The 26,712-nt window shown below is 71.7% G+C and carries 25 protein-coding genes, 1 tRNA gene and 2 pseudogenes; 14 read left to right on the plus strand and 14 right to left on the minus strand.

What is annotated here, in order from left to right; genetic code table 11:
• Nucleotides 1-9 precede the first annotated feature (9 nt).
• Together CR938_RS00470 and CR938_RS00475 are read right to left on the minus strand one after the other, a co-directional pair.
• The gene (locus tag CR938_RS00470) at nt 10-633 is read right to left on the minus strand and encodes an inorganic diphosphatase (protein WP_162123107.1); all 624 of its coding nucleotides are present in this window, start codon (nt 631-633) and stop codon (nt 10-12) included.
• Nucleotides 630-1,763 carry an NHL repeat-containing protein gene (locus CR938_RS00475; protein WP_162123108.1) on the minus strand — a complete coding sequence of 378 codons (1,134 nt, stop codon included), beginning with the start codon at nt 1,761-1,763 and terminating at the stop codon, nt 630-632. The genes CR938_RS00470 and CR938_RS00475 overlap by 4 nt, the downstream gene beginning before the upstream one ends.
• A 163-nt stretch (nt 1,764-1,926) precedes the next feature.
• Here CR938_RS00475 and CR938_RS00480 point away from each other — a divergent pair, with 163 nt between their 5' ends.
• Nucleotides 1,927-4,314, plus strand: a complete 2,388-nt coding sequence (locus CR938_RS00480; RefSeq protein WP_162123109.1) for a TonB-dependent receptor plug domain-containing protein — start codon at nt 1,927-1,929, stop codon at nt 4,312-4,314.
• A 524-nt stretch (nt 4,315-4,838) separates the two neighbouring features.
• Nucleotides 4,839-5,471: a uracil phosphoribosyltransferase gene (gene upp / locus CR938_RS00485; protein WP_162123110.1), complete on the plus strand. Its 633-nt coding sequence runs from the start codon at nt 4,839-4,841 to the stop codon at nt 5,469-5,471.
• Nucleotides 5,472-5,739: 268 nt separating this feature from the next.
• On the opposite strand, the pseudogene CR938_RS00490 reads toward upp, so the two are convergent.
• From CR938_RS00490 to rsmD, 7 genes and pseudogenes are all read right to left on the minus strand, one after another.
• Nucleotides 5,740-7,473 (minus strand): annotated as a pseudogene (locus CR938_RS00490) (glycoside hydrolase family 9 protein); the annotation flags it as partial.
• Between the two features lie 109 nt (nt 7,474-7,582).
• A complete protein-coding gene (locus tag CR938_RS00495; RefSeq protein WP_162123112.1) occupies nt 7,583-8,473 on the minus strand; it encodes an MBL fold metallo-hydrolase in 891 nt (296 codons plus the stop codon).
• Between the two features lie 49 nt (nt 8,474-8,522).
• A complete protein-coding gene (gene ggt, locus CR938_RS00500; RefSeq protein ID WP_162123113.1) occupies nt 8,523-10,283 on the minus strand; it encodes a gamma-glutamyltransferase in 1,761 nt (586 codons plus the stop codon).
• Nucleotides 10,280-10,561 (minus strand): YfhL family 4Fe-4S dicluster ferredoxin, encoded by a 282-nt coding sequence (locus tag CR938_RS00505; protein ID WP_162123143.1) that lies wholly within the window; start codon nt 10,559-10,561, stop codon nt 10,280-10,282. Before CR938_RS00505 ends, ggt begins: the two co-directional genes overlap by 4 nt.
• 51 nt (nt 10,562-10,612) lie before the next feature.
• Entirely contained in the window at nt 10,613-11,116 is a 504-nt protein-coding gene (locus CR938_RS00510; RefSeq protein WP_162123114.1) for a hypothetical protein, read from the minus strand.
• A gap of 34 nt (nt 11,117-11,150) precedes the next feature.
• Nucleotides 11,151-11,654, minus strand: coding sequence for a pantetheine-phosphate adenylyltransferase (coaD, locus tag CR938_RS00515; protein ID WP_162123115.1), 504 nt, complete (start codon nt 11,652-11,654; stop codon nt 11,151-11,153).
• A gap of 10 nt (nt 11,655-11,664) precedes the next feature.
• Nucleotides 11,665-12,297, minus strand: coding sequence for a 16S rRNA (guanine(966)-N(2))-methyltransferase RsmD (gene rsmD / locus CR938_RS00520; protein WP_162123116.1), 633 nt, complete (start codon nt 12,295-12,297; stop codon nt 11,665-11,667).
• An 84-nt stretch (nt 12,298-12,381) separates the two neighbouring features.
• On the opposite strand from rsmD, the gene ftsY reads away from it, so the two are divergent.
• Genes ftsY through CR938_RS00535 form a run of 3 tightly spaced genes read left to right on the plus strand, consistent with a single transcriptional unit; the run spans nt 12,382 to nt 14,962 of the window.
• A complete protein-coding gene (ftsY, locus tag CR938_RS00525) occupies nt 12,382-13,599 on the plus strand; it encodes a signal recognition particle-docking protein FtsY (RefSeq protein WP_162123117.1) in 1,218 nt (405 codons plus the stop codon).
• Nucleotides 13,599-14,684, plus strand: a complete 1,086-nt coding sequence (mutY, locus tag CR938_RS00530) for an A/G-specific adenine glycosylase (RefSeq protein WP_162123118.1) — start codon at nt 13,599-13,601, stop codon at nt 14,682-14,684. The genes ftsY and mutY overlap by 1 nt, the downstream gene beginning before the upstream one ends.
• A 2-nt stretch (nt 14,685-14,686) precedes the next feature.
• Entirely contained in the window at nt 14,687-14,962 is a 276-nt protein-coding gene (locus CR938_RS00535; RefSeq protein WP_162123119.1) for an oxidative damage protection protein, read from the plus strand.
• A gap of 48 nt (nt 14,963-15,010) precedes the next feature.
• Here the strand turns inward: CR938_RS00535 and CR938_RS00540 are convergent, their stop codons facing one another.
• A complete protein-coding gene (locus CR938_RS00540; RefSeq protein WP_162123120.1) occupies nt 15,011-15,469 on the minus strand; it encodes a DUF6491 family protein in 459 nt (152 codons plus the stop codon).
• A gap of 161 nt (nt 15,470-15,630) precedes the next feature.
• On the opposite strand from CR938_RS00540, the gene CR938_RS00545 reads away from it, so the two are divergent.
• The 6 genes from CR938_RS00545 (at nt 15,631) to dxs (ending at nt 19,958) form a co-directional block, all read left to right on the plus strand.
• A tRNA-Phe gene (locus tag CR938_RS00545) sits at nt 15,631-15,706 on the plus strand.
• Nucleotides 15,707-15,914: 208 nt separating this feature from the next.
• Nucleotides 15,915-16,106, plus strand: a complete 192-nt coding sequence (locus CR938_RS00550; RefSeq protein ID WP_162123121.1) for a hypothetical protein — start codon at nt 15,915-15,917, stop codon at nt 16,104-16,106.
• A gap of 77 nt (nt 16,107-16,183) precedes the next feature.
• A complete protein-coding gene (locus tag CR938_RS00555) occupies nt 16,184-16,738 on the plus strand; it encodes a lipocalin family protein (RefSeq protein WP_162123122.1) in 555 nt (184 codons plus the stop codon).
• Between the two features lie 33 nt (nt 16,739-16,771).
• Entirely contained in the window at nt 16,772-17,257 is a 486-nt protein-coding gene (locus CR938_RS00560; protein WP_162123123.1) for an LEA/WHy family protein, read from the plus strand.
• 46 nt (nt 17,258-17,303) lie between these two features.
• Nucleotides 17,304-17,954 (plus strand): HNH endonuclease, encoded by a 651-nt coding sequence (locus CR938_RS00565; RefSeq protein ID WP_162123124.1) that lies wholly within the window; start codon nt 17,304-17,306, stop codon nt 17,952-17,954.
• Between the two features lie 93 nt (nt 17,955-18,047).
• A complete protein-coding gene (gene dxs / locus CR938_RS00570) occupies nt 18,048-19,958 on the plus strand; it encodes a 1-deoxy-D-xylulose-5-phosphate synthase (RefSeq protein WP_162123125.1) in 1,911 nt (636 codons plus the stop codon).
• Here the strand turns inward: dxs and CR938_RS00575 are convergent.
• Nucleotides 19,903-21,069: a TraB/GumN family protein gene (locus CR938_RS00575; RefSeq protein ID WP_162123126.1), complete on the minus strand. Its 1,167-nt coding sequence runs from the start codon at nt 21,067-21,069 to the stop codon at nt 19,903-19,905. The two genes, dxs and CR938_RS00575, sit on opposite strands and share 56 nt — an antisense overlap.
• A 128-nt stretch (nt 21,070-21,197) precedes the next feature.
• On the opposite strand from CR938_RS00575, the gene CR938_RS00580 reads away from it, so the two are divergent.
• Both CR938_RS00580 and CR938_RS00585 read left to right on the plus strand, forming a co-directional pair.
• Complete coding sequence (locus tag CR938_RS00580; RefSeq protein WP_162123127.1) at nt 21,198-21,431, plus strand: hypothetical protein; 234 nt, start codon at nt 21,198-21,200, stop codon at nt 21,429-21,431.
• A gap of 236 nt (nt 21,432-21,667) precedes the next feature.
• Entirely contained in the window at nt 21,668-22,249 is a 582-nt protein-coding gene (locus tag CR938_RS00585) for a hypothetical protein (protein ID WP_162123128.1), read from the plus strand.
• 975 nt (nt 22,250-23,224) lie between these two features.
• On the opposite strand, the gene CR938_RS00590 is transcribed toward CR938_RS00585, so the two are convergent.
• Genes CR938_RS00590 through CR938_RS00600 form a run of 3 tightly spaced genes read right to left on the minus strand, consistent with a single transcriptional unit; the run spans nt 23,225 to nt 25,901 of the window.
• Entirely contained in the window at nt 23,225-25,300 is a 2,076-nt protein-coding gene (locus tag CR938_RS00590) for a YfjI family protein (protein WP_162123129.1), read from the minus strand.
• Nucleotides 25,297-25,665 carry a CHC2 zinc finger domain-containing protein gene (locus CR938_RS00595; protein WP_162123130.1) on the minus strand — a complete coding sequence of 123 codons (369 nt, stop codon included), beginning with the start codon at nt 25,663-25,665 and terminating at the stop codon, nt 25,297-25,299. The genes CR938_RS00590 and CR938_RS00595 overlap by 4 nt, the downstream gene beginning before the upstream one ends.
• Complete coding sequence (locus tag CR938_RS00600; protein ID WP_162123131.1) at nt 25,665-25,901, minus strand: helix-turn-helix transcriptional regulator; 237 nt, start codon at nt 25,899-25,901, stop codon at nt 25,665-25,667. The genes CR938_RS00595 and CR938_RS00600 overlap by 1 nt, the downstream gene beginning before the upstream one ends.
• Nucleotides 25,902-26,618: 717 nt before the next feature.
• On the opposite strand from CR938_RS00600, the pseudogene CR938_RS00605 reads away from it, so the two are divergent.
• Nucleotides 26,619-26,712 (plus strand): annotated as a pseudogene (locus CR938_RS00605) (hypothetical protein); the annotation flags it as partial.

The raw sequence follows: 26,712 nt of genomic DNA on the forward strand, positions 1-26,712 counted from the left end.
GCTACCCGGCTACTTCGCCAGGTAGCGCGCCAGCGCTGCGGCGACGGTGGCACGGGCCTCGCCGGCATCGCCCCATCCGGCAAGCTCCACCGTGTCGGCGCCTGCGGGCAGCTGCTTGTAGACGCGGAAGAAGGCCTCGATCCGCTCTCGCTCCATCGGTGCGAGGTCGCCCAGGTCGCGGATCGGCGCGAAAGCGGGATCCACCGCGTCCATCGGCACGCCGACGATCTTGGCGTCCTCCTCGCCGCGATCACGCATGCGCAGCACCGCCACCGGGCGGAACCGCACCAGCGTGCCCGGATGCAACGGCTGGCGGGTCAGCACCAATGCGTCCAGCGGATCGCCGTCGCCGGCCAGGCTGCGCGGGATCGAGCCGTAGTTGGCCGGATAGGCCACCGGCATCGACAGGAAGCGGTCGACCTCGCCCAGGCCCTCGTCGTTGATCTCGTACTTGGTCGCGCTGCCGGCGGGGATCTCCACCGCCAGCAGCACTTCCTCCGGCGCTTTTGCCGGCTGGTCCACGTGCAGCGGATGGCGGACCGCTGGCCCGCCTGCCACGGCCACCGGCGCCAGGCACGCGGCCAGAAGCAGCGCCAGCAGACCCGCCGATGCCTGCCGGCCCGCCGGACTCATCGCGGGCACTCCGGCAGCGAGAGCGCCGCGGCGATATCGCGCCAGTCGAACGCGGCCACGGCCTGGTCCAGGTGCGAGGCGTACAGCACGCCCTGCGGGAAGCGCGCATCGCCGCGCTCGTCCAGCCAGATGCCATCGGTCAGGCCGGTGACCTCGCCCGCGAATGAGCCCGCGTGCGCCAGGCTGCGGCGGTCGAACAGGTGGAACACGGTGCGGGCGGCGAACTGGTCGCTGCCCACCCACCAGCCGCTGCCATCCGCACAGCGCAGCAGGGCGATACCCTCGGCCTGGGCCCGGTACTGGCTGGCGCCCACGTCGCGGCCGCGGTAGCGACCCTGCAGGTCGTACTCGCGCAGGCGGGTGCCGGTGGGCACGTCCTCCTCGGCCACCAGCAGGCGGTCGTGGGCTTCGTCGCCGAACAGCGACTCCGGCACCCGGATCGCGCCGGCGGCGCTGGTGTCGCCGAAGGTCCCGGCGGCGCGCGCGCTCCAGCCGTCCGCGGCCTGGACCACCTCGTAGCGGCGGAAGCGCCGGTCCAGCTGGTCCAGCGGCGGCACGATGTCGTCGCCCTGCGCGTCCTCGCCGGCCATGTAGGCGTCGCTGACCAGTACCTCGTAGCCCTGGCCGCGGTGGCGCACCCATAGGCCGTAGGGCTGCTGCAGCCCGTCCTGGCCGAAGCTCAGCAGGGGAACGAAGTCCGGCAGGGAGAACATCTGCACCCGGCGGTTGTCGCGCTCGACCACGAACAGGTAGCGGTCGTCGATCGTGGCCACGCCGTTGGGCCTGCGCAGCTGGCCCGGGCCCGTGCCCGGACCACCGACGGTACGCAGGCGCCGGCCGTTGTCGCCGTCGTAGACCACCAGCCGGTCGGTGGCCTTGGCGCTGGCGACCAGCATCCGCTTGCCGTCCTGGATCCAGCTGGCCGGCGAATCGATGTTGTCCTCCGGCGTGGGCGGGGTCAGGAAGGCTTCCTTCACCACCACATGCGGTACCTGGTGGTCGCGCAGCAGGATGTCGTCCCCGTCGTACTGGTCGGGCTCGCGGTCGGCCGCCCCGGACGAGGGCGCATCGGGTTGGCATGCCGCCAGCACAAGCAGCGCCAGCAGTGCGAAGAACGGATGCAGTTTCATGGGACTCCCCGGCAGGTTCGTGACGCGAGGCATCCTATGAAGCGATTGTGACAGCCACGCGTCGGCAATCGCCTGGTCGTCGATCCATCACGTGTCACAACGCTGCCATCTGCCGCGGCGACAGTTCCGTCCGTTTTCCAGCCTCCCTTCCGGAACGGAACCGATGACGCGTACCCCGCTGGCCACCTGCATTTCCCGCGCCCTCGCCTGCAGCCTGCCGCTGCTCCCATGCATCGTGCTCGCCGCGCCCGGGCCGGCGCCCTCGGCGGCCGGCGAGCCGAAGCAGCTCGATGCAGTCGTCGTACAGGCCGATATCGCCTACCGCAACCGCTCCGGGGATATCGAACCGACCCTGGTGTACGACCTGGAGTATTTCCAGCGTTTCGAGCCCAACACCGTCGGCGACATGCTCAAGCGCGTGCCCGGCGTGGGCTTCGTGGGCAGCGACATCATGGAGTACGACGGCGCGCAGCTGCGCGGCCTGGGCGGCGGCTACACCCAGGTGCTGATCAACGGCAAGAAGGTGCCCGGCGCCGGCGACGACCGGTCCTTCTACGTCGACCGGATCCCGGCCGAGATGGTCGACCACATCGAGATCAAGCGCAGCGCCAGCGCCAACCGCAGCGGCGACGCCGTCGCCGGCGCCATCAACATCGTCCTGCGCGACGCCTACGTGTTCGACGGCAGCTACATCCGCGTCGGCGTGAACCGCTGGTACGACGGCGAAACGAACCCGACCTTCGGCGCGGTGACCTCATTCGAGGCACTCGGCGGCCGCCTGCTGGCGGGCGTCAACGTGCAGGACCGCTACCGCTCCAAGTTCAAGCGCTCGGACCGCTTCACCGACGACACGAGGGAGGAGAAGGTCAGCTGGGAGGACCAGACCGAGGTGAAGGACGGCCGCGACTACTCGGCCAACCTGAGCTACACGGCCGACGTGGGCCAGACCGGCCGCTTCAGCCTCGACGCCTTCTACGTCAAGACCGACCGCGACGTCACCGAGGTGTCGTTCGAGGAGGAGCTGGACGACGACGAGGTCCAGAACAAGCGGGTGCCTGGCCTGAACCCCTACGACCAGAAGAACTACGGCATCGGTCTGGACTACCGCTTCGACATGGCTGGCGGCACCACCCGGCTGAGCCTGGACCACGCCCGTTTCGAGAATTACGAAGGCACCACCGAGGGCGAGCACGTCTACGTCGGCGATGCGGCCGGCTGGGACGAGACCTGGAGCATCGACGGCGCCGAGTGGGACGAGACCGTCTACGAGGCCGAGGCTATCGACGCCAAGGACAGCGAGACCGGCTTCACCTTGGCGCACAAGCGCCCGGCCGGCGGCGCCGAACTGGAGTTCGGCGTGGATGTGCGCAACAAGAAGCGCGAGAGCCTGGTCACCAGCTACGAGTGGGAGGCCGACGAGGAAGGCCAGGCCGCGCCGGCCTTCCCGGCCGACTACGCGCTCGACGGCAGCGTGGCCTCGGTGATCGAGGAGAAGCGCGTGGACCCGTACGTCATGCTCAGCGGCAAGGGAGCGGTGTTCGCCTGGGAGGCCGGCCTGCGCTACGAGACCACCCGCGGCCAGGTGGACTACCTGGAGGACGGCGAAAGCGAAGGCCGCGTCGACAAGGACTACAACGAGCTGCTGCCTTCGGTGAACCTGCGCTGGGACGTCACCGACGCCGACCGCATCACCCTGTCGCTGGCCCGCACCGTCAAGCGCCCGAACTTCAACGAACTGATCCCGGCACTGCTGGACAAAGAGTTCGGCGACAACGACTACATCGGCAACCCGGAGCTGGAGCCGGAGACGGCCAACGGCATCGACCTGGGCTTCGAACGCCGCCTCGGCCGCCGCGGCGTGGTGGGCCTGAACTTCTTCTACCGCGACGTGAAGGACCTGGTCGAGCTGGTGAACACCGGCGAGCCCAGCAAGGCCGCGATCAAGGACTACAAGAAGGACATCGACAAGATGGTCAAGGACGGCGACTACGCGAGCGAGGCGGAAGCCATCGCCGCCAACCCGTTCCAGCCGGACAGCTGGCTGTTCACCTCGGCCAACGTCGGCGACGGCAAGGTCTACGGCTTCGAGTTCGACCTGTCCACCCCGCTGTCCGTGTTCGGCATGGACAACACGGGCGTGTTCCTGAACTACTCGTGGGTCGATTCGAAGGTGGACGACTTCATGGGCGAGCGCCGCTTCAACGACCAGGCCAAGAGCACCTTCAACATCGGCTTCATCCAGGACCTGCCGACGCTGGCCGCCAGCTTCGGCCTGACTTACCGCAAGCAGGGCGACGCCTACGCCCGGTTCCTCGGCGAGGAAGCCATCATCCGGTACGGCGAGGAGCTGGACGCGTTCGTGGAGAAGCGCTTCGGCGACAGCTTCTCGGTGCGCCTGTCGGCCAACAACCTGCTCGACGCGAGCAAGGACGAATTCTTCGACAAGTTCAAGACGCTGGAGGACCAGCTCGACCGCAACTACAAAGAGTACGAGCTGGAGACCGAGGAAGCCGGCCCGAGCTACCAGCTGGTCATGCGCTGGGCGTTCTGACGGCACGCACCGGGGGAAGGAGGAGCCGGCGCAGGCCGGCTCCTTTTTTGGACCGGTCTGGAAGGCGGAATGGCGAGGATGCCGCGGCGGATGCCGGTGACCATGGACGGGGAGGCTGCGGCTGTGGCCGTGCCGTCCCATGCTGGCCACTTCGTCATCCATTCGCCCGCGTCGCCGGCAAGGCCGGCTCCTGCGAGCACATGTCGCGGCCGCCCGACGCATGAGAAACGCGCAGGAACGCCCCACCCTGTAGGAGCCCGCCTTGCGGGCGACATGCCCGCCGGATGGCTGGCCGCCTCGTCATCCCGTCGCCCGCGTCGCCGGCAAGGCCGCCTCCTGCGAAGGCGGCGGCTCGCGAAGACGCGGGCGCTGCCCGTGCTTCTGGCGACCGCAGCGACGCCCGCCAACGATCGCGGCAGGACACGGCCTCCCCAACGCACCCGGCTTTTGCAGCCCTGCCAGCCCCTCGCGGATCCGTGGCCGGACCGGGCAGACTATGCCCACCCCTACCGCACCGTCCCGCCATGGCCGCCGTCGAAGTCCGCCACCCGCTGGTACAGCACAAGATCGGCCTGCTCCGCGACGCCTCGCTCAGCACCAAGGGCTTCCGCGAGCTGGTGACCGAGCTGGGCACGCTGCTGGCCTACGAGGCCACCGCCGACCTGGCGATGGAGACCGCCACGGTGGAGGGCTGGGCCGGCCCGGTGCAGGTCAAGCGCATCGCCGGGGCCAAGATCACCCTGGTGCCGATCCTGCGCGCCGGCCTGGGCATGCTGCCGGGCGTGCTGGCCCTGATCCCGGCCGCCAAGGTCAGCGTGGTCGGCCTGCAGCGCGACGAGCAGACCCTGCAGCCGGTGCCCTACTTCGAGCGCCTGACCGGGCGGCTGGACGAGCGCGACGCGCTGATCCTGGACCCGATGCTGGCCACCGGCGGCTCGCTGGTGGCCACCATCGACATGCTCAAGCGCGCCGGCGCGCGCCGGATCAAGGGCATCTTCCTGGTGGCCGCGCCCGAGGGCTTAGCCGCGGTGGAGGCCGCGCATCCGGACGTGCAGATCTACACCGCCGCCATCGACGAGCGCCTCAACGACAAGGGCTACATCCTTCCCGGCCTGGGCGACGCCGGCGACCGCATCTTCGGCACCCGGGTGGATTGACCGTTTCCGCGCACCTCCTGCGGGCGGTTTGACGCGGGGCGAGGATGCGTGTGTGCCGGTGCCGGCCCGCGGTCGCGTACGCGGAGCCGTCGCAGGAGCCGCGCCAGCGGCGGCCTGGACGGCACCGCCCAAGCCGGCGCCGGGCCACGCGGCGACCGCAGCCGGAGGCGAACGCCCGGGCGCTTCCTGGCGTGCCTTGTGCGTGGCGGTTGAACGCGGGATCCGGACGCGCCGGCCGGTTCGCAGCTGCATGCCCGTACGGGGACGGGGGTGTGAGGGCCTGCAGGGCCGCGGCCACGTACACCAGCGGGGCGTTCCAGTTGATCGCCACCTCGTTGCTGGCGTAGCTGCACTCGTGGTCCAGCCAGGACAGCGCCGGCCGCTTCGACGGATAGGGCACGCCCTGGCAGTCGCGTGCGTCCTGCTGCCCCGGATTGGGCCCGCCGGACAGCCAGCCGGGCACCGGATCAGCGATGCCGTCGGCGGCCGAGGGCCGGTGGTGGATGTGCCGGGGCGTGCGCAGGCCCTGGCCGGTGACGAAGGACACGCCCAGCGGATTGCGCCCCAGCACCCAGTCCAGCTGCGACTGCGCCGCGTCCAGGTATTCGCGCCGCTGCGTGAGGCGGTAGCCCTGCAGCAGCATCAGCGCCTGGTTCAGCGCCACCGCGTTGCTGCCCCAGACGAAGTCCTCCGGCTGCATCGCCACCCGCCAGGGCGACGCCTGCCAGCGCGCGGCCAGGCGCGCGGCCAGCCGCTCCAGCCCCGCGGCCACGCGCCGGCGCGCCGCATCGTCCGGCAGGCGGTCGGCATGGTGGGCCAGCGACACCCAGCCCAGCGCGCCCACGTCCGGCCACGCGGGCACGCCCGGGTCGCGGGCGTGGCGCTCGAAGGCCCGCCAGTACTCCGCCTCCCCGGTCAGCAGGTACAGCTCGGCCGCGGCCCAGGCGAACTCGTCGTCGAAATGCCCGTCGCCGTAGGCGCCGGGGGCCACGTCTTCCGGCTGCCGGTACGGCAGGTCCGGGTGGGCCAGCGCCCAGCGCCAGGCCGCCTCCGCCGCCGCGCGCATGCGCGCCGGCACGCCGGGGAAGTGCGCCTTGAAGGGCGCGTACACCCGCGCGGCGGTGGCCATCACCGCGGCGAAGTCCAGCGCCGCCGCGGTGCCGCGGCCGACCATGTAGCGCCGCGCCGTGTCCGCCTCCGGCATCACCATGCCGGAGAACCGCAGCGTGGTGAGCTTGTGCCAGACCCCGCCGTCGGCCGGGTCCTGCATGGCCAGCAGCCACTCCAGGTTCCACCAGGCCTCGTCGAGGATGTCGGGCACCGCGTCGCCGCTTTCGGGGATGCCCAGGTCGCGCTCCTGGAAGAACCGCGGGTAGTGCTCCCACGCCGCCAGCAGGGTCCAGGTGCTGATGCCGGAGTTGACCACGTACTTGTTGTAATCGCCGGCGTCGTACCAGCCCTTGGGCGCGGAGACCACGCTGCCGGCAGGTAGCGCCGGGGTGGCGGCGGAGGGATGGATTTCCACACCGGTGTCCGGGTGCCCGGCCGCACGCGCGTACACGCCGGCGTGCTCCGGCGCCAGCGCGGTGCCTGCACGGTTGAAGTAGAACGCCTTGAGCGCGGCATCGGCCAGGCCGGCATGGGCCTGGGCGTCCACCACCAGCGGATCGGGCACCGGATGCCCGTCCACCTTCAGCCGGTAGCGGCCCGGCTCGGCCAGCGCGCTCAGGTCGGCCACCGCCGCCCGGGTGCCGGAGGCGTCCCAGCGCACGGCCGGGCCGAAGCGGCCGCGCAGCACCACCTGCCCGTCCTCGCGCTCGACCTCGAAGGCCCGGGGCGCGCCGCCCTCGGCCACGACCAGTTTGCGCGCGCCGGGCAGGAAGCCCAGCTGGTCCATGCGCACCTGCACGCCGGGCGCGGCGCGGGCGGCGGGCACGGCCGCGCCCAGCAGCGCGGCCAGCAGGGGAACGGACAGGAACGGCGGCAGGCGGCGGACTCGCATGCGGGACCTCCCCGGTCGAAGGGCCGCGCCATCCTCCGGCCGCCGCCGGGCCGCGGCAAGCCGCGCCGCAGCAGGAGCGGCTCCGCGGGAACACCGGCGCCGCGGCCGCTCAGCCGGCCAGCGGCATCGCCTGCAGCTCGGCCAGTTCGCCGGTGGTGCCGTAGCGCCCCTTCCCGTCGCGGACCACTTCCGCCAGGGCGCAGCCGGTGTCGTGGGTGAAGAACAGGCGCACGCCGCGTGCCAGCTTGTCCTCGAGGAAGGCGCGCTTCTCGTCGATGAGCAGCTCGGCGTTGCGGTCGTAACCCATGGTGATGGGCAGGTGCACCCAGAACCGGCCCGGGATCAGGTCGGCGCAGAACACCACGCCGCCGTGCGGCTGGCCGTCCACCATCCTTGGGCCGACGATCTCGGCCATCATCAGGCCGGGGGTGTGGCCGTCGCTGTAGTGGAAGCGCACCGCCTCGCCCAGCGCCCGCGAGTACGGGCCGTCCACGATCTCCAGGCGGCCGCTGGCCTCCAACAGGCCGGGCAGTTCCGGGATGAAGCTGGCACGGTCGCGCGGGTGCGGATGGCGCGCACGCTCCCAGTGGCGGGCGCCGACCAGGTAGGTCGCGTTGGGGAACAGCAGCTCGGGCGCCCTGCCCTCGGCCCACGGCGCCAGCAATCCGCCGGCATGGTCGAAGTGCAGGTGGCTGAGCACCACCACGTCGATGTCCTCGTGCTCGAAGCCGGCCGCGCGCAGCGAGTCCGCCAGCACGTGGCGGTCCTCCTGCACCCCGTAGCGTTCGCGCAGCTTCGGCTCGAAGAACGCGCCGATGCCGGTCTCGAACAGGACGGTCTTGCCGTTGAGCGGGCTGGCCAGCAGCGCGCGGCAGGCCAGGTCGATGCGGTTGTGCTCGTCGGGGCTGACCCACTTCTCCCAGAGGGCGCGGGGCGCGTTGCCGAACATCGCCCCGCCGTCGAGCTTCTGCGAGTTGCCGCGGATGGACCAGAGTTTCATGCGCGAATGCTAGCCGCGTGCCGGTTAAGAACCCGCAAGCCGGCCGCGCTCAGGGCGCGGCCGCCGCCTCCATCTGCCGCACCTGCGCGGAGCTTTCGCGGTAGCGCGGATCGCCGCCGGCCTGCAGGGTGCCGCTGCGCAGGTCCCACATCACGGTCTGCAGGTTGCCCCACACGTGGCTGGAGGCCCGGCCGCTGACGTTGTCCTCGGGCAGGTCCAGGGTGTGGCCCATGGCGCGCAGACGCTGCGCGGTGGCCGCGTCGAACGCGCCGCGCTCGGCCAGCACCACATCCGGCCACCACTGGTGGTGGAAGCGCGGCAGCGCCGCCACCTCCTGCGCGCCCAGGCCATCGTCGTAGCCCAGCACGCCCAGCAGCACCATGGTGATGATGCGGCTGCCGCCCGGGGTGCCCAGCACCGCGATGCGGTCCGGCGAGAGCATGAAGGTCGGGGTCATCGAGCTGAGCGGGCGCTTGCCCGGCTGCGGCGCGTTGGCCTCGTAACCCATCACGCCGAAGGCGTTGGGCTGGCCCGGCAGCAGGGCGAAGTCGTCCATCTCGTTGTTCAGCAGCACGCCGGTGCCCGGCGGCACCAGGCCCGAGCCGAACAGCAGGTTCACCGTCTGGGTGACTGCGGCGCGGTTGCCCTCGGCGTCGATGATCGAGAAGTGGGTGGTCTCCTCGTCCTCCAGCGGCGTGGGCAGGCCCGACAGCGCGTCGCTGGGGGTGGCCTTCTCCGGGTGGATGGTCGCGCGCAGGCCGGCCGCGTAGTACGGGCTGGTCAGCACGTCCACCGGCACGTGCACGAAGTCCGGGTCGCCCAGGTAGAAGGTGCGGTCGCGGTAGGCGCGGCGCATCGCCTCGATGGTCAGGTGCGCGCGCGCGGCCGGATCCAGCCCGCGCAGGTCCCAGGCGGAGAGGATGTTGAGCATCTGCGCCAGGGCCACGCCGCCCGAGGACGGCGGCGGCGCGGTGACGATCTCCCAGTCGCGGTAGCGGAAGCGCAGCGGCTCGCGCTCCTTGACCCGGTACGCGGCCAGGTCCTCGGCGGTCCACTGCCCGCCGGCGGCGCGCACGCCGGCCACCAGCTTCTTCGCCACCGGGCCGCGGTAGAAGCCGTCGAAGCCGCGCTCGGCGATCGCCTCCAGGGTCCGCGCCAGGTCGGGCTGGCGCAGGATCTGCCCCTCGCGCATCGGCTTGCCGTCGATCAGGAAGGCCTGGCGGGTGCCGGGGTAGCGCTCCATGACCTCGCGTCGGGCCGCGTAGCCGCGCTCCAGGCGGCCGTAGACCGGGAAGCCGTCGCGCGCCAGGCGGATGGCCGGGGCCAGGCTCTCGGACAGCGGCAGGCGGCCGTAGCGCTCGGCCACGTGCACCAGTGCCGCCGGCAGGCCGGGGATGGCGGCCGCCCACGGGCCGTTCTGGGCGCGGTCGCTGTCCAGCTTGCCGTCGGCGCCGCGGTAGCGCTCGGAAGTCACCGCGGCCGGCGCGGTCTCGCGTGCGTCCACGAACACGTCGCGGCCGCTGGCCGCGTCGTGCAGCAGGAAGAAGCCGCCGCCGCCCAGGCCGGAGCTGATCGGCTCGACCACCGACAGCGCGGCCGAGACCGCCACGGCGGCGTCGAAGGCGTTGCCGCCCTTGGCCAGGACCTCGAAGCCGGCCTCGGTGGCGGCCGGATGGGCGCTGGCGATGGCCGCACCCGGCGGATGCGCGGTGGCGCCGGCCTGCCCGCGCGCGGGCGCTTCGGCGTGGACGGGGAGCGCGGCCGGCACCAGCAGGGCCAGTGCCAGCAGGACGCGATGGACAAGGGTCATGGAGCGGCCTGGTGCGGATAGAGCTCAGAGTGCTCCCGCTGCAGTCGGCGAAGCTTCTCCAGCAGCGCCTCCCTGCTCTCGGGATGCTCGGGGTCCGGATCGATGCATTCCACCGGGCAGACGGCCACGCACTGCGGCTCGTCGAAGTGGCCGACGCATTCGGTGCAGCGCGCCGGATCGATCACGTAGATGGTCTCGCCCATCGAGATGGCCTGGTTCGGACAGGCCGGCTCGCAGACGTCGCAGTTGACGCAGGTCTCGTTGATGCGCAGCGACACGACGGGCGTCCGCACCGGCGGCACCCGCGGGCGCCACCGGTGCGATTCTCCTTACTTGGCTTCGATGAACACGTACTCGGCGCCGGTTGGGGCGATCGCCGCCTCGACGCGCGGGTTGTCGGCCGCGTCGCCGATGAACAGGATGCGCACGCCCTTCATGGTGTCGGCCGGCACGTCCTTGAACGCCACCTCGATCAGGTCGGCCATGCGCGCGGACGCCGGCGAGCCGAAGGCCAGCAGGTTGCCCTTCTGGATGCCGCGGGCCATGGCGGTGGTGGCCGCCTCGACCTGGCGCTGGTACTTGGCCTCGAACTCCGGGTCCGACTCCGGCGGCAGGTAGTACAGGAACGGGTTGTTGGTGATGGTGCCCATGTTCTCCTGCACCACCTGCGGCAGGTAGGCCTTCCACGCGGCGTCGTCGTCGCGCGGCGGAGCGGTCAGCACCTTGGCCTCGGCGGCCTCGTTGGCCACCTGCGCCTCGTCCTTATTGCAGCCGGACAGCGCCAGGGTCGAGGCCAGGCAGACGGCCAGCAGCACGCGGGTATTGCGGTTCATGGGAAACCTCCCTTGGGGTACTTGGATTGAGAGATCAGTCGGAATTCGCCTCGCCCCGCCATGCCGCCTGCAGGGCCGCGGCCACCGCCGGCGTCACGAAGCCCGAGACGTCGCCTCCCAGTCGGGCGATCTCGCGCACCAGCGAGGATGAGATGAAGCTGTACTGTTCGGCCGGGGTCAGGAACAGGGTCTCGACCTCCGGGATCAGGCGGCGGTTCATGCTCGCCATCTGGAACTCGTACTCGAAGTCGGACACCGCGCGCAGGCCGCGCAGCAGCACCCCGGCCCCCACCTCGCGCACGAAGTGCGCCAGCAGCGTGTCGAAGCCGCGCACCTCCACGTTGGGATGGCCGGCCAGGGCCTCGCGGGCCAGGCGCACGCGCAGCTCCAGCGGCAGGGTCGGGCCCTTGGTCGGGCTGGCGGCCACGCCCACGACGATGCGGTCGAACAGCGGCGCCGCGCGCGCCACCAGGTCGATGTGACCGTTGGTGATCGGGTCGAAGGTACCGGGATAGACGGCGGTGCGGCTGTTGGCCACAGGCGTTCACTCAGGGGGCTGGGTGGGCGCCGGCGAGTGTATCAGCGCGCGTGTTCCCGGGGCCACGGTACAGTGCAGCACGCGCCTGCGCGGTGCGCAGCTCGCGGTGCGGCAGCCAGCCCGGAGGCGGCGCGGGCGCCGCCCCCGGCGGCGACTCCACGTACAGCCAGCCGCCCGGCGCCAGCCACGGCGCCAGCGCGCGCAGCGCCGGCTCCCACAGTGCGGCGGCGAACGGGGGATCGAGGAACACGATGTCGAACGGCTCCGGCGTGGCCGCAGCCAGCCAGCGCAGCGCGTCCTCGCGCACCACCCGCACCCGGTCGTGCGCGCGCAACCGCTCCACGTGGCCGGCCAGGGCGGCGGCCAGGGCCGGATCGCGTTCCACCAGGGTGGCGTGCGCGGCCCCGCGCGAGACCGCCTCCAGCCCCAGCGCGCCGGTGCCGGCGAACAGGTCCAGCACGCGCGCGCCCGGCAGCGCCGGCATCAGCCAGTTGAACAGGGTCTCGCGCACGCGGTCGGAGGTCGGACGCAGGCCGGGGGCATCGGCCACCGGCAGGCGGGTGCCGCGCCAGCGGCCGCCGATGATGCGCACCACGCCGGGCTGGCGCGGGGCGGCGCCACGGGCCGGGGGACGGCGGCTCATCGGCCGCTCCGCGAAGGGATCGCCGCAGGGGGCATACACGTCGGCTTTGCTAGCATGTGCGGCATTTTCCGACATTCCCGCGCAATGATCAGTTTCTTCCGCCGCAAGAAGCCCGAAACTCCGCCCGCGCCGCCGTCCTCCGGCAGCCGCTTCAGCGCGGAGGAGCTGGCCGCCGCGTTCCCGCAGGCGCCCGCCGGCGAGGCGCCGGCCGGGGCAGCGGCGGAGCCGACGGCGGCCGATGCGGCCGCGCCGCAGCCGGCGCCGGAAACCGCCGCGCAGGCGCCCGAGACCGGCGCCACGCCCACGCCCACGCCCACGCCCGCCGGACCGGCCGAGGCCGAGCCAGCCGCCGAGCCGCCGGCCGCGCCGGCCGCGCCGGCCGGCAGGCGCGGCTGGCTCGAGCGCCTGCGCCGCACCAGCGCCGCGCTGGGCCTGGGCGGCCTGTTCTCGCGCAACCCGAAGCTGGACGAGGCGCTGCTGGAGGAGATCGAGACCGCCCTGCTGACCGCCGACGTCGGCGTGCCGGCCACCACCGCCCTGGTGGAGTCGCTGCGCAAGCGCATGAAGGCACGCGAGTTCGCCGACGCCCGCGCCATGCTCGCCGCCCTGCGCGCCGACCTGGTGGAGATGCTGCGCCCGGTGTCGCGGCCACTGCGCATCGACCCCGCGGCCAGGCCGTTCGTGCTGCTGACCGTGGGCGTCAACGGCGTGGGCAAGACCACGACCATCGGCAAGCTGGCCCGCCGCTTCCGCGAGGAGGGCCACAGCCTGATGCTGGCCGCCGGCGACACCTTCCGCGCCGCCGCGGTGGCGCAGCTGCAGGCTTGGGGCGAACGCAACGGGGTGACCGTGATCGCCCAGGGCCAGAACGCCGATCCGGCTTCGGTGGCCTACGACGCCCTGCAGGCGGCCAGGGCCCGCGGCATCCAGGTGCTGATCGCCGACACGGCCGGCCGCCTGCACACCCAGGTCGGCCTGATGAACGAGCTGGGCAAGATCAAGCGCGTGCTGCAGAAGCTGGACCCGGCCGCGCCGCACGAGGTGCTGATGGTGATCGACGGCACGACCGGCCAGAACGCGCTCAGCCAGCTGCGCCAGTTCCACGCCGCGGTGGGCGTGACTGGACTGGTGGTGACCAAGCTGGACGGCACCGCCAAGGGCGGCGTGGTGTTCGCCCTGGCGCGCGAGTTCGGCATCCCGATCCGTTTCGCCGGCATCGGCGAGCGCCCGGAGGACCTGCGCGTGTTCGACCCGGAAGCCTTCGTGGACGCCCTGCTGCCGGAAACCCTGGGCAACGCCTGATGCCGCGCGCGCGCCGCACCGCCCCCGCCGCGGTGCCACCGGCCGCGGCCGGCGACGACGGCTTTGCCGCGCGCCTGCTGGCCTGGTTCGACCGCCACGGCCGCCACGACCTGCCCTGGCAGCATCCGCGCACGCCCTACCGGGTGTGGCTGTCGGAGGTGATGCTGCAGCAGACCCAGGTGGCCACGGTCATCCCCTACTTCGAGCGCTTCGTGCGCGCTTTCCCCGACCTGCCGGCGCTGGCCGCGGCGCCGGCCGACGCGGTGATGGCGCACTGGGCCGGGCTGGGCTACTACTCGCGCGCCCGCAACCTGCACGCGGCGGCCAGGCTGTGCGTGGAGCGCCACGGCGGCGAGCTGCCGCGCGACCTGGAGGCACTGACCGCGCTGCCGGGCATCGGCCGCAGCACCGCCGGCGCGATCCTGGCCCAGGCCTGGGGCGACCGCTTCCCGATCCTGGACGGCAACGTCAAGCGTGTGCTGGCCCGCTACCACGGCGTCGAGGGCTGGCCCGGCCTGCCGGCGGTGGAGAAGCGCCTGTGGGCGTTGGCCGAATCGCACCTGCCGCACGCACGCCTGGCCGACTACACCCAGGCGCAGATGGATTTCGGCGCCACCCTGTGCACGCGCGCGCAGCCGGCCTGCGTGCTGTGCCCGCTCAACGACGCCTGCGTGGCCCTGGGCGCGGGCCGCACCGGGGAACTGCCCGCACCGCGCCCGGCCAGGGTGTTGCCCGAGCGCAGCGCGGTGGTGCTGCTGGCCGAGGATGCGGAGGGCCGCCTGCTGCTGCAGCGGCGCCCGCCCACCGGCGTGTGGGCCACGCTGTGGTCGCTGCCGGAGGCCGAGGACGAGGCCGCCGCGCGCGCCTGGTTCAGGCGCCACCTGCAGGGCCGCTGGGCGCCCGAGCCGCTGCCCGAGCTGCCGCACGCCTTCAGCCACTACCGCCTGCGCCTGCGCCCGCTGCGCCTGCGCCGGGTCGCGCCGCGGCCGGCGGCGGGCGACAATCCCGACCTGCGCTGGGTGGCACGCGCGGAACTGCACGCCCTCGCCCTGCCCGCCCCGATCCGCAAGCTCACCGGACCCTGAAGATGCCCCGCACCGTCTACTGCCAGTACGAAAAGCGCGAAACCGAAGGCCTGGACTTCGTCCCCTGGCCGGGCGAACTGGGCCGGCGCATCCACGCCCACATCGGCAAGAACGCCTGGAACGCCTGGCTGGCGCACCAGACCATGCTGATCAACGAGAACCGCCTGTCCCCGCGCGACCCGAAGCACCGCGCCTTCCTCGAGGCGGAGATGGAGAAGTTCCTGTTCGGCGGCGGTGCGGAGAAGCCGGCCGGCTACGTGCCACCGACCGCGGACTGACTGCGCGTCCCGCGCCGGCACGCGCCCGGGCGCCCTGCCGCGCCGGCCCTACGGCGTGGCTTCCGCCTCGCGCTGCTTCACCGCGGCCTCGCGCAGTTCCTGCTGGGCCTGGCGCAGGCCGGCCACATCCACCCGGCGGATGCTCTGGATGCGGCAGGGAATCCGCCCCACCTCGCTCACCCCCGGCCCCAGCGGGATCACCTCGTCGAAGCGCGCCTGCACCTGGCTGCCGGTGCTGGTGAGGGTCATGCCCGGGGCGTGGTCCAGGTCCTGGCAGCGCCCGGCCAGCTCCAGCAGCCAGGCCTCGCACGGCCGCGTCCACACCACCAGCGCCTCCTCGCCCAGCGGGGTCCAGCCGCTCGGGCGGCCGAACAGGGTGAAGCTGCGCACCTCCTCGCCGGCGTGCGAGCGGTACAGCGCCAGGCGCTCGGCATCGCTCATCCGCGGCATGCCGGCGCAACCGCCGAGCACGGCCGCCAGCGCAAGCATGGTCAGGCTCTTCCTCATCGCGAATGCTCCCGTACGGACGACTGCGGCGATCATCCCGCGCCACCCCTCGCCCGCCAACGTGCCCGGCGAAGGATGTTCAGCGTGGATGAGGCTTGTCGGGACGTTCCGTCCCCGCTATCATGCCGCTCCTCGTCGCGGCACCGCCGCCACGGAACACCGGCCGGGTAGCTCAGTTGGTAGAGCAGGGGACTGAAAATCCCCGTGTCGGGGGTTCGATTCCCTCCCCGGCCACCATCGGATTCGAAAAAGGGCCTGCTGCGAAGCAGGCCCTTTTCCGTTGCAGCGGTGCCGTGCAACGGCGCCCGCCTGCGTGGCATCCGGCCCATCTGGGCGGAATTTTCCTACACCTCACTGCGCCACCAGCCGATGGTGGCACCAGGCGCGACGTGCATGATGGCGGCCACCCGAAGCCCCGCCCACACGCAAGGCCATGGAACATCGAGTGCTGACTGTCGCCAAGGACCACCGAGGCTGCACCGTGTTCGACAACGGGCGCGCCCTGGCGGTGTATCCGGACGAGGAATCGGCGCTGGACCTGGCGCTGCTGCTGGCCGACGCCACCCGCCTGCGCAACCACCCCGTGCTGGTGCAGGTCTCCCGCTACGGCCAGCCGCCCCGCCGCCTGTCCTGCTGACCCGCGCGCCCCGCGTGGACGCGGGGGCCACCATCCTGGATGCTAGGATCGGCCGCAGGTCGCCCGGAGGAGGCTCCATGCGTGCGCTGATCCCGCTGCTGCTGTGCCTGGCGCTGTTCCCCGCCCCCGCCCGGGCCGCCGGCCCGGTCGCCTCGGTGCCCGAGCTGGACCTGTCGCGCTATGCCGGCCTCTGGTACGAGATCGCGCACCTGCCGCTGTCCTTCCAGCGGCGCTGTGCCGGCGACATCACCGCCCAGTACGCGCTGCGCAGCGACGGCACCATCAGCGTCCACAACGCCTGCCGCACCCACGACGGCAACCGTATCGAGGTCGACGGCGTGGCCCGCCCGGTGCCCGGCCACCCGGGCCGGCTGCGCGTGCGCTTCGCCCCGGACTGGCTGGCGTGGGTTCCGTTCGTGTGGGCCGACTACTGGGTGATCGCCCTGGACCCGGACTACCAGTGGGCGGTGGTGGGCGACCCGGACCGCGACTACCTTTGGATCCTCTCGCGCGAACCGGCGATGGACCGCACCCTGTTCGAGCAGCTGCGCGGCCGCGCCGAAGCCATGGGCTACGACCTTGCGCCGCTGGTGCTCGCCGCCCCGCTGCGCGAGCCGCTGCCCGAGCCGTAGTATCCTGCCGCCCTCGCGGTTCTCGGAGGCGGCATGAAGCGGATCCTGCACATCCTCGCCACCCTGGCCCTGCTGGCGGCGGCGGCCCTGGGCGCCGGCTGCGCCGGCGGCGCCAAGCGCGTCTCGCCGCCGGCGGCCATGGTCCAGCAGCTGCAGGTCCAGGCCGACGGCAGCTGGACCGTGGACGTGCGCCTGCACAACTACAGCAGCGTGTCCATGCGCTTCGACCACGTCCGCCTGGAGCTGAGCGTGGACGAGCACCCGGCCGGCACCCTGGAGGCCTCGCCCGCCCTGTCCATCGGCCCGACCGCGGCCGACGTGGTCCAGGTGACCCTGCGCCCGCAGCCGATGGCGCGGCTGGCGGTGGCCGACGCGCTGGCCTCCCGGCGCGCCCTCTCCTACCGGCTGGAGGGCACGGTCCGGGCCACGCCCGACGAGGCCGGCAAGGCCCGGGAATTCAAGGGGGACGGCCAGAGCGCGCTCAACCCCGCCCCGGGGCTGGAAGGCGTGCTGCGCTGAACGCGGTACACAAACCGTCTCCGATCGGGTATAAGCTCGATTCCCGATGGAGACGGACGCTGCCAGGACAGGTCTGATCTACGCCGGAACGGAGGCGCCGCGCGCGTCCCCGGTCGCGGGGCGGCCCTTCTCGCCCAACCTGCGGGTCCTGTCCCTGGATTCCCATGGCCGCGCCATGAGCTGGATCCACTGGCAGGAAGCCACCTGCCTGTACGCGCGCGACGCGGTGGCCTGGACCATCGGCGAACCCTGCATGCGCGTGCACGGCGGCACCAACCGCCTCACCGGCGACCGCAGCGTCATCGAGCTGCACCCGATCATCGCCACCCGCGGCCACCCGCGGAACCGCGCCCTGGACCCGACCCCGGCGCTGACCAACTCCGCCCTGTTCGCCCGCGATGCCTACCTGTGCATGTACTGCGGCGGGCAGTTCCCGCGCCCGTACCTGACCCGCGACCACGTCCTGCCCCTGTCCCGCGGCGGCAGGGACGTGTGGGAGAACGTGGTCACCGCCTGCTTCCAGTGCAACTCGCGCAAGGGCAACCGCACCCCGGCCCAGGCCAACATGCCGCTGCTGGCGGTGCCGTACCGGCCCAGCTGGATCGAACACCTGATCCTCTCCAACCGCAACATCCTGGCCGACCAGATGGCCTTCCTGAAGGCGCAGCTGCCCAGCCGCTCCAAGCTCTGCGCCTGAGGCGGGCCCGCCCCGGAGCGCCTCCTGAACGGGCTTGCTTGCCCCCCGCCATGAACCGGGAGGAAAATGGGCGATCCTCACGACTCCCTCCCGATGAGCATCGACTCCTCCCGTTACCCGCGCCTTTCGCGCATCGACTCGCCGGCCGACCTGCGCAAGTTCGACGAGGCCGAGCTGCCGGCGGTGGCGGAGGAGCTGCGCGCCTTCCTGATCGAATCGGTCGGGCGCAGCGGCGGCCACTTCGCCGCCGGCCTGGGCGTGATCGAGCTGACCGTCGCCCTGCACTACCTGTACGAGACGCCGAAGGATCTGCTGGTGTGGGACGTGGGGCACCAGACCTACCCGCACAAGATCCTCACCGGCCGCCGCGACCGCATCCACACGGTCAAGCAGAAGGGCGGCATCGCCCCCTTCCCCAAGCGCGAGGAAAGCGAGTACGACACCTTCGGCGTCGGCCACTCCTCCACCTCCATCTCCGCCGCGCTGGGCATGGCCGTGGCCCTGCAGCGCGCCGGCGACCCGCGCAAGGTGGTGGCGGTGATCGGCGACGGCGCGATGACCGCCGGCATGGCCTACGAGGCCCTGAACCACGCCGGCGGCATGGAACCGGAGCCGGACCTGCTGGTCATCCTCAACGACAACCGGATGTCCATCTCCGAGAACGTGGGCGGACTGACCAAGATGCTGGGCCGGCTGTCCAGCAGCCAGACCCTCAACCGGATCCGCGAGGGCGGCAAGAAGCTGCTGGGCGACAAGAACAAGCCGCCGGCGCGCTTCGTCAAGCGCTGGGAGGAACACTGGAAGGGCATGTTCGTGCCCTCCACGCTGTTCGAGGAGATGGGCTTCCACTACACCGGCCCGATCGACGGCCATGACCTGCCGGCGCTGCTGGGGGCACTGCGCACCCTGCGCACCCTCAAGGGCCCGCAGCTGCTGCACGTGATCACCACCAAGGGCAAGGGCTACCACCTGGCCGAGGACGACCAGATCGGCTACCACGCCGTCGGCCCGTTCGACCCGGCCAAGGGCGTGGTGGCCAAGCCCGGCGCCAGGAAGCCCACCTACACCGACATCTTCAGCGACTGGCTGTGCGACATGGCCGCGGCCGAGCCGCGCCTGCTGGCCATCACCCCGGCCATGCGCGAGGGCTCGGGCCTGGTGCGCTTCAGCAGGGAATACCCGGAGCGCTACTTCGACGTGGCCATCGCCGAGCAGCACGCGGTGACCCTGGCCGCGGGCATGGCCACCCAGGGCGCCAAGCCGGTGGTGGCGATCTACTCCACCTTCCTGCAGCGCGGCTACGACCAGCTGGTCCACGACGTGGCCACCCAGAACCTGGACGTACTGTTCGCCATCGACCGCGGCGGCGTGGTCGGCCCCGACGGCGCCACCCATGCCGGCAACCTGGACCTCAGCTACCTGCGCTGCGTGCCCAACATGACGGTGATGGCGCCGGCCGACGAGAACGAGTGCCGGCAGATGCTCACCACCGGCCTGCGCCACCCCGGCCCGGCCGCGGTGCGCTACCCGCGCGGCACCGGCCCCGGCGTGGCCGTGGATCCGGCCCTGGAGACCCTGCCCATCGGCAGGGCGCAGCTGCGCCGCAGCGGCGGCCCGATCGCCCTGCTGGCCTTCGGCGCCACCGTCGCCGCGGCCGAGGAGGTCGGCGCCGAGCTGGGCCTGACCGTGGTCAACATGCGCTTCGTCAAGCCGCTGGACCGCGCCCTCATCCTGGAGCTGGCGCGCACCCACGAGGGCTTCGTCACCATCGAGGACAACGTGGTGGCCGGCGGCGCCGGCTCGGGCGTGTCCGAGCTGCTGGCCGCCGAGGGCGTGGTGCTGCCGGTGCTGCACCTGGGGCTGCCCGACGCCTTCCAGCACCACGCCAGCCGCGAGGACCTGCTGGCCGAGGCCGGCATCGACGCGGCCGGCATCCGCGCGGCGGTGCTCAAGCGTTGGCCCCGGCTGGCCGACGCCACCCTGCCCCACGCGGCCGGCGCCTGAAGCCGGCCACGGCCGCTAAGGCCGCGCCGCTTCCGGCGGCGCGGCGTCCGCCTCCACCCCGGTTTCCGCGTCCTCCCCGTCCGGCGCCTGCACCCGGCAGCCGCGCGCCCGCAGCGCCGCGATGAAGCCGTGCCGGTCGTGCAGCAGGTGGCCGATCGGCAGCACGGCGAAGGAGACCGGATGTGCCTCCAGCGCCGCCAGCGCCGCCTCCACCCAGCGCCCGCGCACCCGTGCCTCGATGTCGTCCAGCCCGCCGGCGCGCGGTGTCGGAGGCCATCCAGGCGGCGAGGCAGGCGGAGGCCTGGCCGCCGTCGTCGGGCATCGCGCGCAGGGCGGCGATGTCGCCGGTGGCCCAGGCGTTGGCGCGGCGCACCGCTTGCGGCAGCTGGTGTTCGACCAGGTCCAGGGTGCGGCGGAAGCACTCCAGGTCCTGCGGCCACAGCGGCTCGGCGCGGAACTCGGCCAGCGCCCGGCGCGGATCCTCCACCTTTATCTCCCCCCCGGTGGCCACCGGCTGCAGGCCGCGCGTGTCCACCACCGAGGCGATCAGCGGCCAGACCACCCGGTCGCCGTCGGCGCGCAGGCCGTGCTCCTCCCGCGCAGCCCGGTACAGCTGGTAGGCGGCGATCTCCGGACGGCGCTTCCCGATGCCGCGCTCGCGGCCCAGGTAGCGCGCCTTCAGCCGGCTCCAGCGCGCGTACAGGTCCGGCGGCAGCACCTGCTGCAGGCTCCTGCCGCCGGGATTGCGCATGGCCCGGTAAGCCGCCGGCACCAGCACCAGGCCGCGCAGCAGGCCCACGTCGGCCTTGACGCCCACCTCCGGCGCCTGCAGCACCGCGCCGGCCTCGGCCAGCACCTGGCGCACCTCGTCGGCCTGCCACTGGATGTCGCCCGGCAGCGGCGACTGCGTGCCGAGGATGTGGAGCACGTGGCCGTCGCGGCTGACCCGCCACAGGCCCGGCCCCGGCTGCGCCCCGGTGACCACCACCGGCGCCATTTCCACCACCGCCCCGGCGCCGGGCGGCGGGGCCCGCGGGCCGTCGGCCCGCGCGACGCCGGCCGCCAGCACCGCCGCCAACCCGAGCATCGCCGCGAAGGATGCCTCGCGCATCGCGCTCCCCCGTCACAAACCCCGCCCAGGATAGGCAGCCGGCATGCGGCACCACCAGCCCGCCCGCCTCACGCCACGGCCACGTCCGCGACACGGGCGGTTGACGGCCCCGGGCCGAGGATGGGGCCATGGACGCCCGCCCCCACATCGAAGCCGAACTGGCCCGCCTGGAACGCCGCCTGCCCGTCCTCCCCGGCCAGTGCAAACCTGACCGGGCGCTGGAAGCCTTCGCCCGCGAGGCCCGGCCGCTGACCGCCGATCCCCCGGCGGAACTGGAGGCCTACATCCACCAGCGCCTGAACTGCATGCTGGCCGAGGCCGGGCTGGCGCCGGAGGGCGAGCTCTGCACCCGACAGGGATGAAAGTCCTGCCCTCCGACGCCCCGGTCCCGGCCTTGACATTGCGTCCGGTTGCTCATACGCCTCCCGCAGCGCAAGGAGCAGGAGCATCTCCACGGCAGCCAAGAAAGCGTTCGAATTGCGCATGGTCGCCGGGCTCCTCCGCCGGCTCGGCTTCCCGCACGACACCGTCGCGCCATTGAAAGACCCCCCACGACGGCCCCGACGTGCTCATCACGGCGCATGGGTGCTCCATAGGCGTGGAAGTCACCCAGATCCAGACGCCCCCCGAAGAGCGGGAGTCGTACTCCTGGATGGAAGAGATAGTCCGCCGCGCCGAACGCGCCTACCTCGATGCAGGCGGCCCACCCGTCCGGGTCCAGTTGTCCTTCCTGCCGGGGACCAACCTCCGCGGAGTGGACAGGCGCGAGGCCGGCCGTTCCCTGGCGCAATTCCTGCTGGATCCACCTGGAAGCGTGCACTCCGGGATCAGCTCCGTGGAGCCGCGCAACATCCCGGGCCCGCTGTCCGGCCATGTCCTCCAGTTGCAGTTCTGGTCCGAACCGGACCCGGGACCTTGGCAATGCATCCAGGCGGGGCCGGTCGAAGCGTTGACCGACGAGGTTCCTGCTGCCGCGATAGCCAGGAGAACCGAGCGTCTTCCCGCATACCGGAACAAAGGCTTCGACAAATACTGGCTGCTGATCTGCGCTCCCCCTGAAAATCCGGCCTGCAGGTTTGAAGATGGCCGGAACTTCAGCCCGTCCACGATCGAGTCCCCCTTCGACCGGACGTTCTTCTACGACGGCTGGCAGATGTTCGAGCTGGGCAACCGGAAATGACCAGCACCACGCCGGAGAACCATGACGCACCGTGGCGGGAGGTGTCACCCGGTCGAGGCGATGGGTGCAGATGGTGTGCTGAACGAAAAAGCGGCCTGCGATGCGATCGCGGTAGCCTCTACACAATAGCAGGCTACAGGCCCCTAACTGTGCGGGTTTGCCAGTTTTGCGGTGCGCAGTTACCGCCAAAGTTACCGCCAGCCGTTCGCTGCTTGGCCTTGCCGATGCCGTCGTTTGCACCGAAATGGTGCATCCGCGATTTCCGCGGCGGCGAAAAAAACCTCTCCGTGGGGCGGCGGCTGGTCCGTGGACCCTCGGCCGTCGAGCTTTGCCCCGCCCCCCATACGGTCACGCCGCCCAGCCCGACTGCCCCCCCCCGGCCGTCGCAGCCTCCAGTCACCGCAGCGGTGGCGCTGCATCGGCCAGCGTGACAGGTGTCCCAGGTCACAGCCGCCCATGCCGGCGGGCGGGGTCACGGTGTCGGGCAGGGAGTGCCGGCAATCGCCGCAGGCCACCAGCGGGCGCGGGATCGCCTTTCCGACCCTCCGCCTGAAACACCACGGGCACGCCTTTACCTTCGGCGGACAGCCCGGCCACAGCAGGACCGGGCCGCAGCCTTCGCAGGTGCACGCTACAGGCTCGCCCCATCCCGGCGGCACCATGCCCGCGTCCATTTGCTGCCCGGCCTCCAGTGCGAGCAGGTACGCCCGCAGGGTGTCATCGGGCAGGCCGGCGCAGGCGACCGCATCGGCATCGGCCAGCCCGTGCACAAGCCCGGCCGGCAGCCCCTCATCGGCGGCCAGGGCCAGCAGCCGCGCGCGCTGTTCCTTCGCTTTCTCAGCGTCGCCCCCCTGCGATTTTTGCGATTCTGCGATTCTTTGGGCTGTCGGGGTGCCGAGAATCGCAGTAATCGCAGGAATCGCAGCGGGTCCGGTTTCCGAATCACGCAGCAGGCGTGCGAGTAGCCCGGCCATCTCAGCCGCCCTCCGGTGCGATGCGCCAGACGTTCCGGCGGTGACGGCCGTCTAGCTCCATGCCGCCTTCCACGGCTTCAGCCCAGCCGGCCCGTTCAAGCTCGCCCATTGCCCGCGCGAAGGTTTCCCGCTCACGGATGCGCGCGGGCCCTTTGTGAAGGGCGTCCGTCGAATACAGCAAGGTCCGACCGGTTTCGTGGCACCACTTGAGCAGCGCTTCCGCGTCCCGAACCTCCGGCGAGACTTCCGCCGTGCCGGCCAGCCTTACGGCCTCGTGCAGGTGCCACAGCGCCAGTTCCGCCGCCCGCGCCATCGTGCCGGCGTCGATTTCCTGCGCCGCCGTCGATTCCAGCAGAGTCAACACCCCGGCAATTCGCAGCGCCTGTTCCGGCGTCTTACTGGCCCACGGCTTCACGGTCGCAAACTGCCCGCCCGGCCTCATGCCGGCCTCCACTGCATCGTGAAGCTGCACCCATACCGCCTTCGCGGTCGCGTCCAGGTGCAGCGCGCGCGGCCGCAGTTCCTGCCGCTCCCCTTCCGCCAACGGTAGCGGCTGCCGGTGCAGCTCCCCAAGCCGATACGCCATGCGCGCCAGTGCCGCATCATCGCGCAGGCTCTCCGGCCGATACGCCCGCGTCCCGGCCGTCGACTCGGGCCATGCCAACAGGCACCGCGCCAGGAAGCCTTGCCCGGCCAGAACATCATCGGACAGCGCCCGCTCGGCGATGACAGGCTGCGCCAGCAGGTGCAGTGCCAGGCGGCGGCCATACAACTTGGTCGCACCATCCAGCGAGCGCACGCGATCCAGCGTGCCGTTGTCCCACAGCTTGCAGAGTGTGCCCGCCGTCCGGGCCACGGCTTCCTTGCTCATGCCGTGGCCACCGAAGACCAGCGCCGCCTCGTCCGTGAACGCGCCAACGCTCGGCCAGCCGCCCGCCAGCAGCTTTGCCAGGCCCTCGGCGGTGAAGTCCCCGACAATCAAGCGCGGAATCAACGGAGCCGGCGGGGCCGGGCCGATGGCCTTCAATGCGTCCGCCAGTCCCACGCCCTTCGACTTGCCGGCCTGCTTCCTGGCATCGGCGCAGCGCGCCTCCCATTCCGCCACGTCTGCCGCATGGGTGCGCAAGTCCAACTCGTAGCCCTTGGCCAGTTCCTTTTCGTAGTCCCGCGCAGCCCGCATCGCTTCGGCGTCTACCGCGCTCTTCCGCTCGCCCGACTCGGCAATGGTCAGCATCCAGAGTGATAGCGGGATTTCCCGCCCGTCAATCTCAACGTTAGCGAGCGCCTGCGCGGCCAGCGATGCCGCCGCCAGGACGGATGCTCCGCACACCGCATCCGGCGCTTGGATGACGCGCCGCAGGCTTTCCGCTGCCGGTTGCAGGATCGGCCCAAGCTCGGCAATGGGGTACGGCTCCGGCGGCGGCACGGGCCGGCGCAGCGGCTCAGGCGCGAAGCCGTCAACCCTCACAGCAGGGTCGTGCACCATCGGCAGCGTGTCCAGGTTGCCGCCGGGGTTCGCCGCCAGCCAATCCACCACGTCGCCATGCTCGGGCAGGCCCAGAGCCGCAACGTCGACGCGCTCCACAGCGCAGCCCAGCGCGCGCAGGCGGGTTTCCACGGCGTCGGCATACTTGGTGCCGGCCTCGTCATGGTCGGGCCACAGGATCGCGCTACGGCCGCGCAGCGGCGACCAGTCGGCAGCATCCGCGCTCGACGCGCTTCCGCTTGTGGTCGCCACCTTGCCCGCCTTCGCCAGCGCATCGGCGCAGGCTTCCCCCTCCACGATCCAGACGGGCGCGGACGGATCGGCCGCCAGCAGCTCGGGCAGGCGATACAACGCCCGGCCCGTTGCCGGCGCGGGCGGCTCGCCCAGTACGTAGCCGGTGCCGTTCCATCGCATCGGGCGAATCCACTTTTCGCCGGAGCCGGGGTGCTTGCAGCGGATGCGCCAATAGGCCGGCGTCCCGTCCGCATTGCGGTATTCGTGCAGGGCGGCGGGCCGGAAGCCGTCACGGATAGCAGCATCGGCCAGTCTGCGCGCGGCATCCTTTGGAGTTTCCACGGGAACGGCGCTCATGCGGCACCCCCGGTCAGCTCAGCCACCGCATCGCGGAAGCTCATGCCGGTCAGCCGCTCGTGGAAGCTCAGCAGGTCACCCGCACCACAGCCGGCGAAGCATCGCCAGCCGCCATGCACCAGGTTCACGCTCAGCGATGCATGGCGGTCCTCGTGGAACGGGCAACGGGCCTGCGCCCAGCCGGCCCCGTTCGGGCGGCTCAGCTTCGGCAGGCGCGCGCTGTAGTAGTTCGCCGGATCAGGCAGGCGGTCGCGCCACTGGTCGGCCCGTGACGACTTGTGGTAGACTCGCCATGCACTCAGCCCGCCAGCCTGTGCCCCGTTGCCCGCCTTGCGCGGGCTTCGTCGTTTCTGGGGGGATCGCATCAGGCCACCTCCTTGCCGGTGGCCTCGATCAGCGCGCGGATATCCTCCACGCGCCACGCCGTGCAGCGTTCGCCCAGCTTTACGGGTTGCGGGTAGCGGCCATCGCGCACGCCGGCCCACCAGGTAGAACGGGAAACAGGGAACAGGCCGGGAACAGCGGGCCGCTTTCGCTTGGGGTCGGCAGGCGTGCCGACAATCTGTGCCAGGCGCAGGAATCCAGTCTCAGGGAGTCGCATTGCATCGTCCGATGCCGCGCCGGAATGGGCGGCTTCGGATGCCTAAGCTATGCCTGAGAATCGGGCGGACAAAAACTGCCCGAGGGGTACAAGCGCGCTTGTACTACACAGCCGGCCAGTCCGATATGCGCCGCCGTAGTTCCCGCAACAGGTCTTCAATCGCTTCGGCGCTTACGCCTAGTTCTTCAGCGGCAGCCGCGATTTGTCCCCTTGCTATGCTCTGCAATTCGCGCACTACCTCTATCGGCTCTCTGCCTTTGCGGTCAGCTATTTCTTGCGCTCCGGTAGTGAAGCCCTCCCGCTGCGGCGCCGCCCGGAGTATCTCAGTCAGGCCAATGACAAGTGAAACGGAACCAGCTATGCGCATACGCTCAGCCGCCGGAATCTTTGCTTTCGCGGCAGCGCGCAAGTTCGGCTTGCGAGTGCCCGCAATGATGGCGGAAACCGCGCCCAAAAATTGGTTCTTCTCCCAACTGAGGGGAGAGAGGCGCACGGCCGACCCGGCAGAATTGTTGTTCTCGAGGCAACAAAACGGGGCCGGCCGTGGCCGAAGTGGATTGTATGTCCCAGCTGGGTGGCTGGAAGGGTTATCGCGTATGGGATTGGCGTCAGGAGGATCGGGGCGGCCAGTTCTGGGCGGTGCTGGAACTGGCGCCCGTAGAGGGCGCAGAGCGCCTTTGTTCGGGCTGTGACCAGCCGGTAGCGGCCATCCACGACCAGACCGTTCGCCGGATCCGGGACCTGCCGCTGTTCGAATACGCGGTGGAATTGTGGGTACCGCGGCTGCGCCTGGCCTGCCCGCGCTGCGGCC

Origin of the sequence: Pseudoxanthomonas taiwanensis (assembly GCF_010093135.1) — a bacterium.
Taxonomy (GTDB): domain Bacteria; phylum Pseudomonadota; class Gammaproteobacteria; order Xanthomonadales; family Xanthomonadaceae; genus Pseudoxanthomonas; species Pseudoxanthomonas taiwanensis.

Excerpts from the sequence above, each read along its gene's own strand:
- CR938_RS00470 (WP_162123107.1), bottom strand. The coding sequence starts at position 633 with ATGAGTCCGGCGGGCCGGCAGGCATCGGCGGGTCTGCTGGCGCTGCTT.
- CR938_RS00475 (WP_162123108.1), bottom strand. The coding sequence starts at position 1,763 with ATGAAACTGCATCCGTTCTTCGCACTGCTGGCGCTGCTTGTGCTGGCG.
- CR938_RS00480 (WP_162123109.1), top strand. The coding sequence starts at position 1,927 with ATGACGCGTACCCCGCTGGCCACCTGCATTTCCCGCGCCCTCGCCTGC.
- upp (WP_162123110.1), top strand. The coding sequence starts at position 4,839 with ATGGCCGCCGTCGAAGTCCGCCACCCGCTGGTACAGCACAAGATCGGC.
- CR938_RS00495 (WP_162123112.1), bottom strand. The coding sequence starts at position 8,473 with ATGAAACTCTGGTCCATCCGCGGCAACTCGCAGAAGCTCGACGGCGGG.
- ggt (WP_162123113.1), bottom strand. The coding sequence starts at position 10,283 with ATGACCCTTGTCCATCGCGTCCTGCTGGCACTGGCCCTGCTGGTGCCG.
- CR938_RS00510 (WP_162123114.1), bottom strand. The coding sequence starts at position 11,116 with ATGAACCGCAATACCCGCGTGCTGCTGGCCGTCTGCCTGGCCTCGACC.
- rsmD (WP_162123116.1), bottom strand. The coding sequence starts at position 12,297 with ATGAGCCGCCGTCCCCCGGCCCGTGGCGCCGCCCCGCGCCAGCCCGGC.
- ftsY (WP_162123117.1), top strand. The coding sequence starts at position 12,382 with ATGATCAGTTTCTTCCGCCGCAAGAAGCCCGAAACTCCGCCCGCGCCG.
- mutY (WP_162123118.1), top strand. The coding sequence starts at position 13,599 with ATGCCGCGCGCGCGCCGCACCGCCCCCGCCGCGGTGCCACCGGCCGCG.
- CR938_RS00535 (WP_162123119.1), top strand. The coding sequence starts at position 14,687 with ATGCCCCGCACCGTCTACTGCCAGTACGAAAAGCGCGAAACCGAAGGC.
- CR938_RS00540 (WP_162123120.1), bottom strand. The coding sequence starts at position 15,469 with ATGAGGAAGAGCCTGACCATGCTTGCGCTGGCGGCCGTGCTCGGCGGT.
- CR938_RS00555 (WP_162123122.1), top strand. The coding sequence starts at position 16,184 with ATGCGTGCGCTGATCCCGCTGCTGCTGTGCCTGGCGCTGTTCCCCGCC.
- CR938_RS00560 (WP_162123123.1), top strand. The coding sequence starts at position 16,772 with ATGAAGCGGATCCTGCACATCCTCGCCACCCTGGCCCTGCTGGCGGCG.
- CR938_RS00565 (WP_162123124.1), top strand. The coding sequence starts at position 17,304 with ATGGAGACGGACGCTGCCAGGACAGGTCTGATCTACGCCGGAACGGAG.
- dxs (WP_162123125.1), top strand. The coding sequence starts at position 18,048 with ATGAGCATCGACTCCTCCCGTTACCCGCGCCTTTCGCGCATCGACTCG.
- CR938_RS00575 (WP_162123126.1), bottom strand. The coding sequence starts at position 21,069 with ATGCGCGAGGCATCCTTCGCGGCGATGCTCGGGTTGGCGGCGGTGCTG.
- CR938_RS00580 (WP_162123127.1), top strand. The coding sequence starts at position 21,198 with ATGGACGCCCGCCCCCACATCGAAGCCGAACTGGCCCGCCTGGAACGC.
- CR938_RS00590 (WP_162123129.1), bottom strand. The coding sequence starts at position 25,300 with ATGAGCGCCGTTCCCGTGGAAACTCCAAAGGATGCCGCGCGCAGACTG.
- CR938_RS00595 (WP_162123130.1), bottom strand. The coding sequence starts at position 25,665 with ATGCGATCCCCCCAGAAACGACGAAGCCCGCGCAAGGCGGGCAACGGG.
- CR938_RS00600 (WP_162123131.1), bottom strand. The coding sequence starts at position 25,901 with ATGCGACTCCCTGAGACTGGATTCCTGCGCCTGGCACAGATTGTCGGC.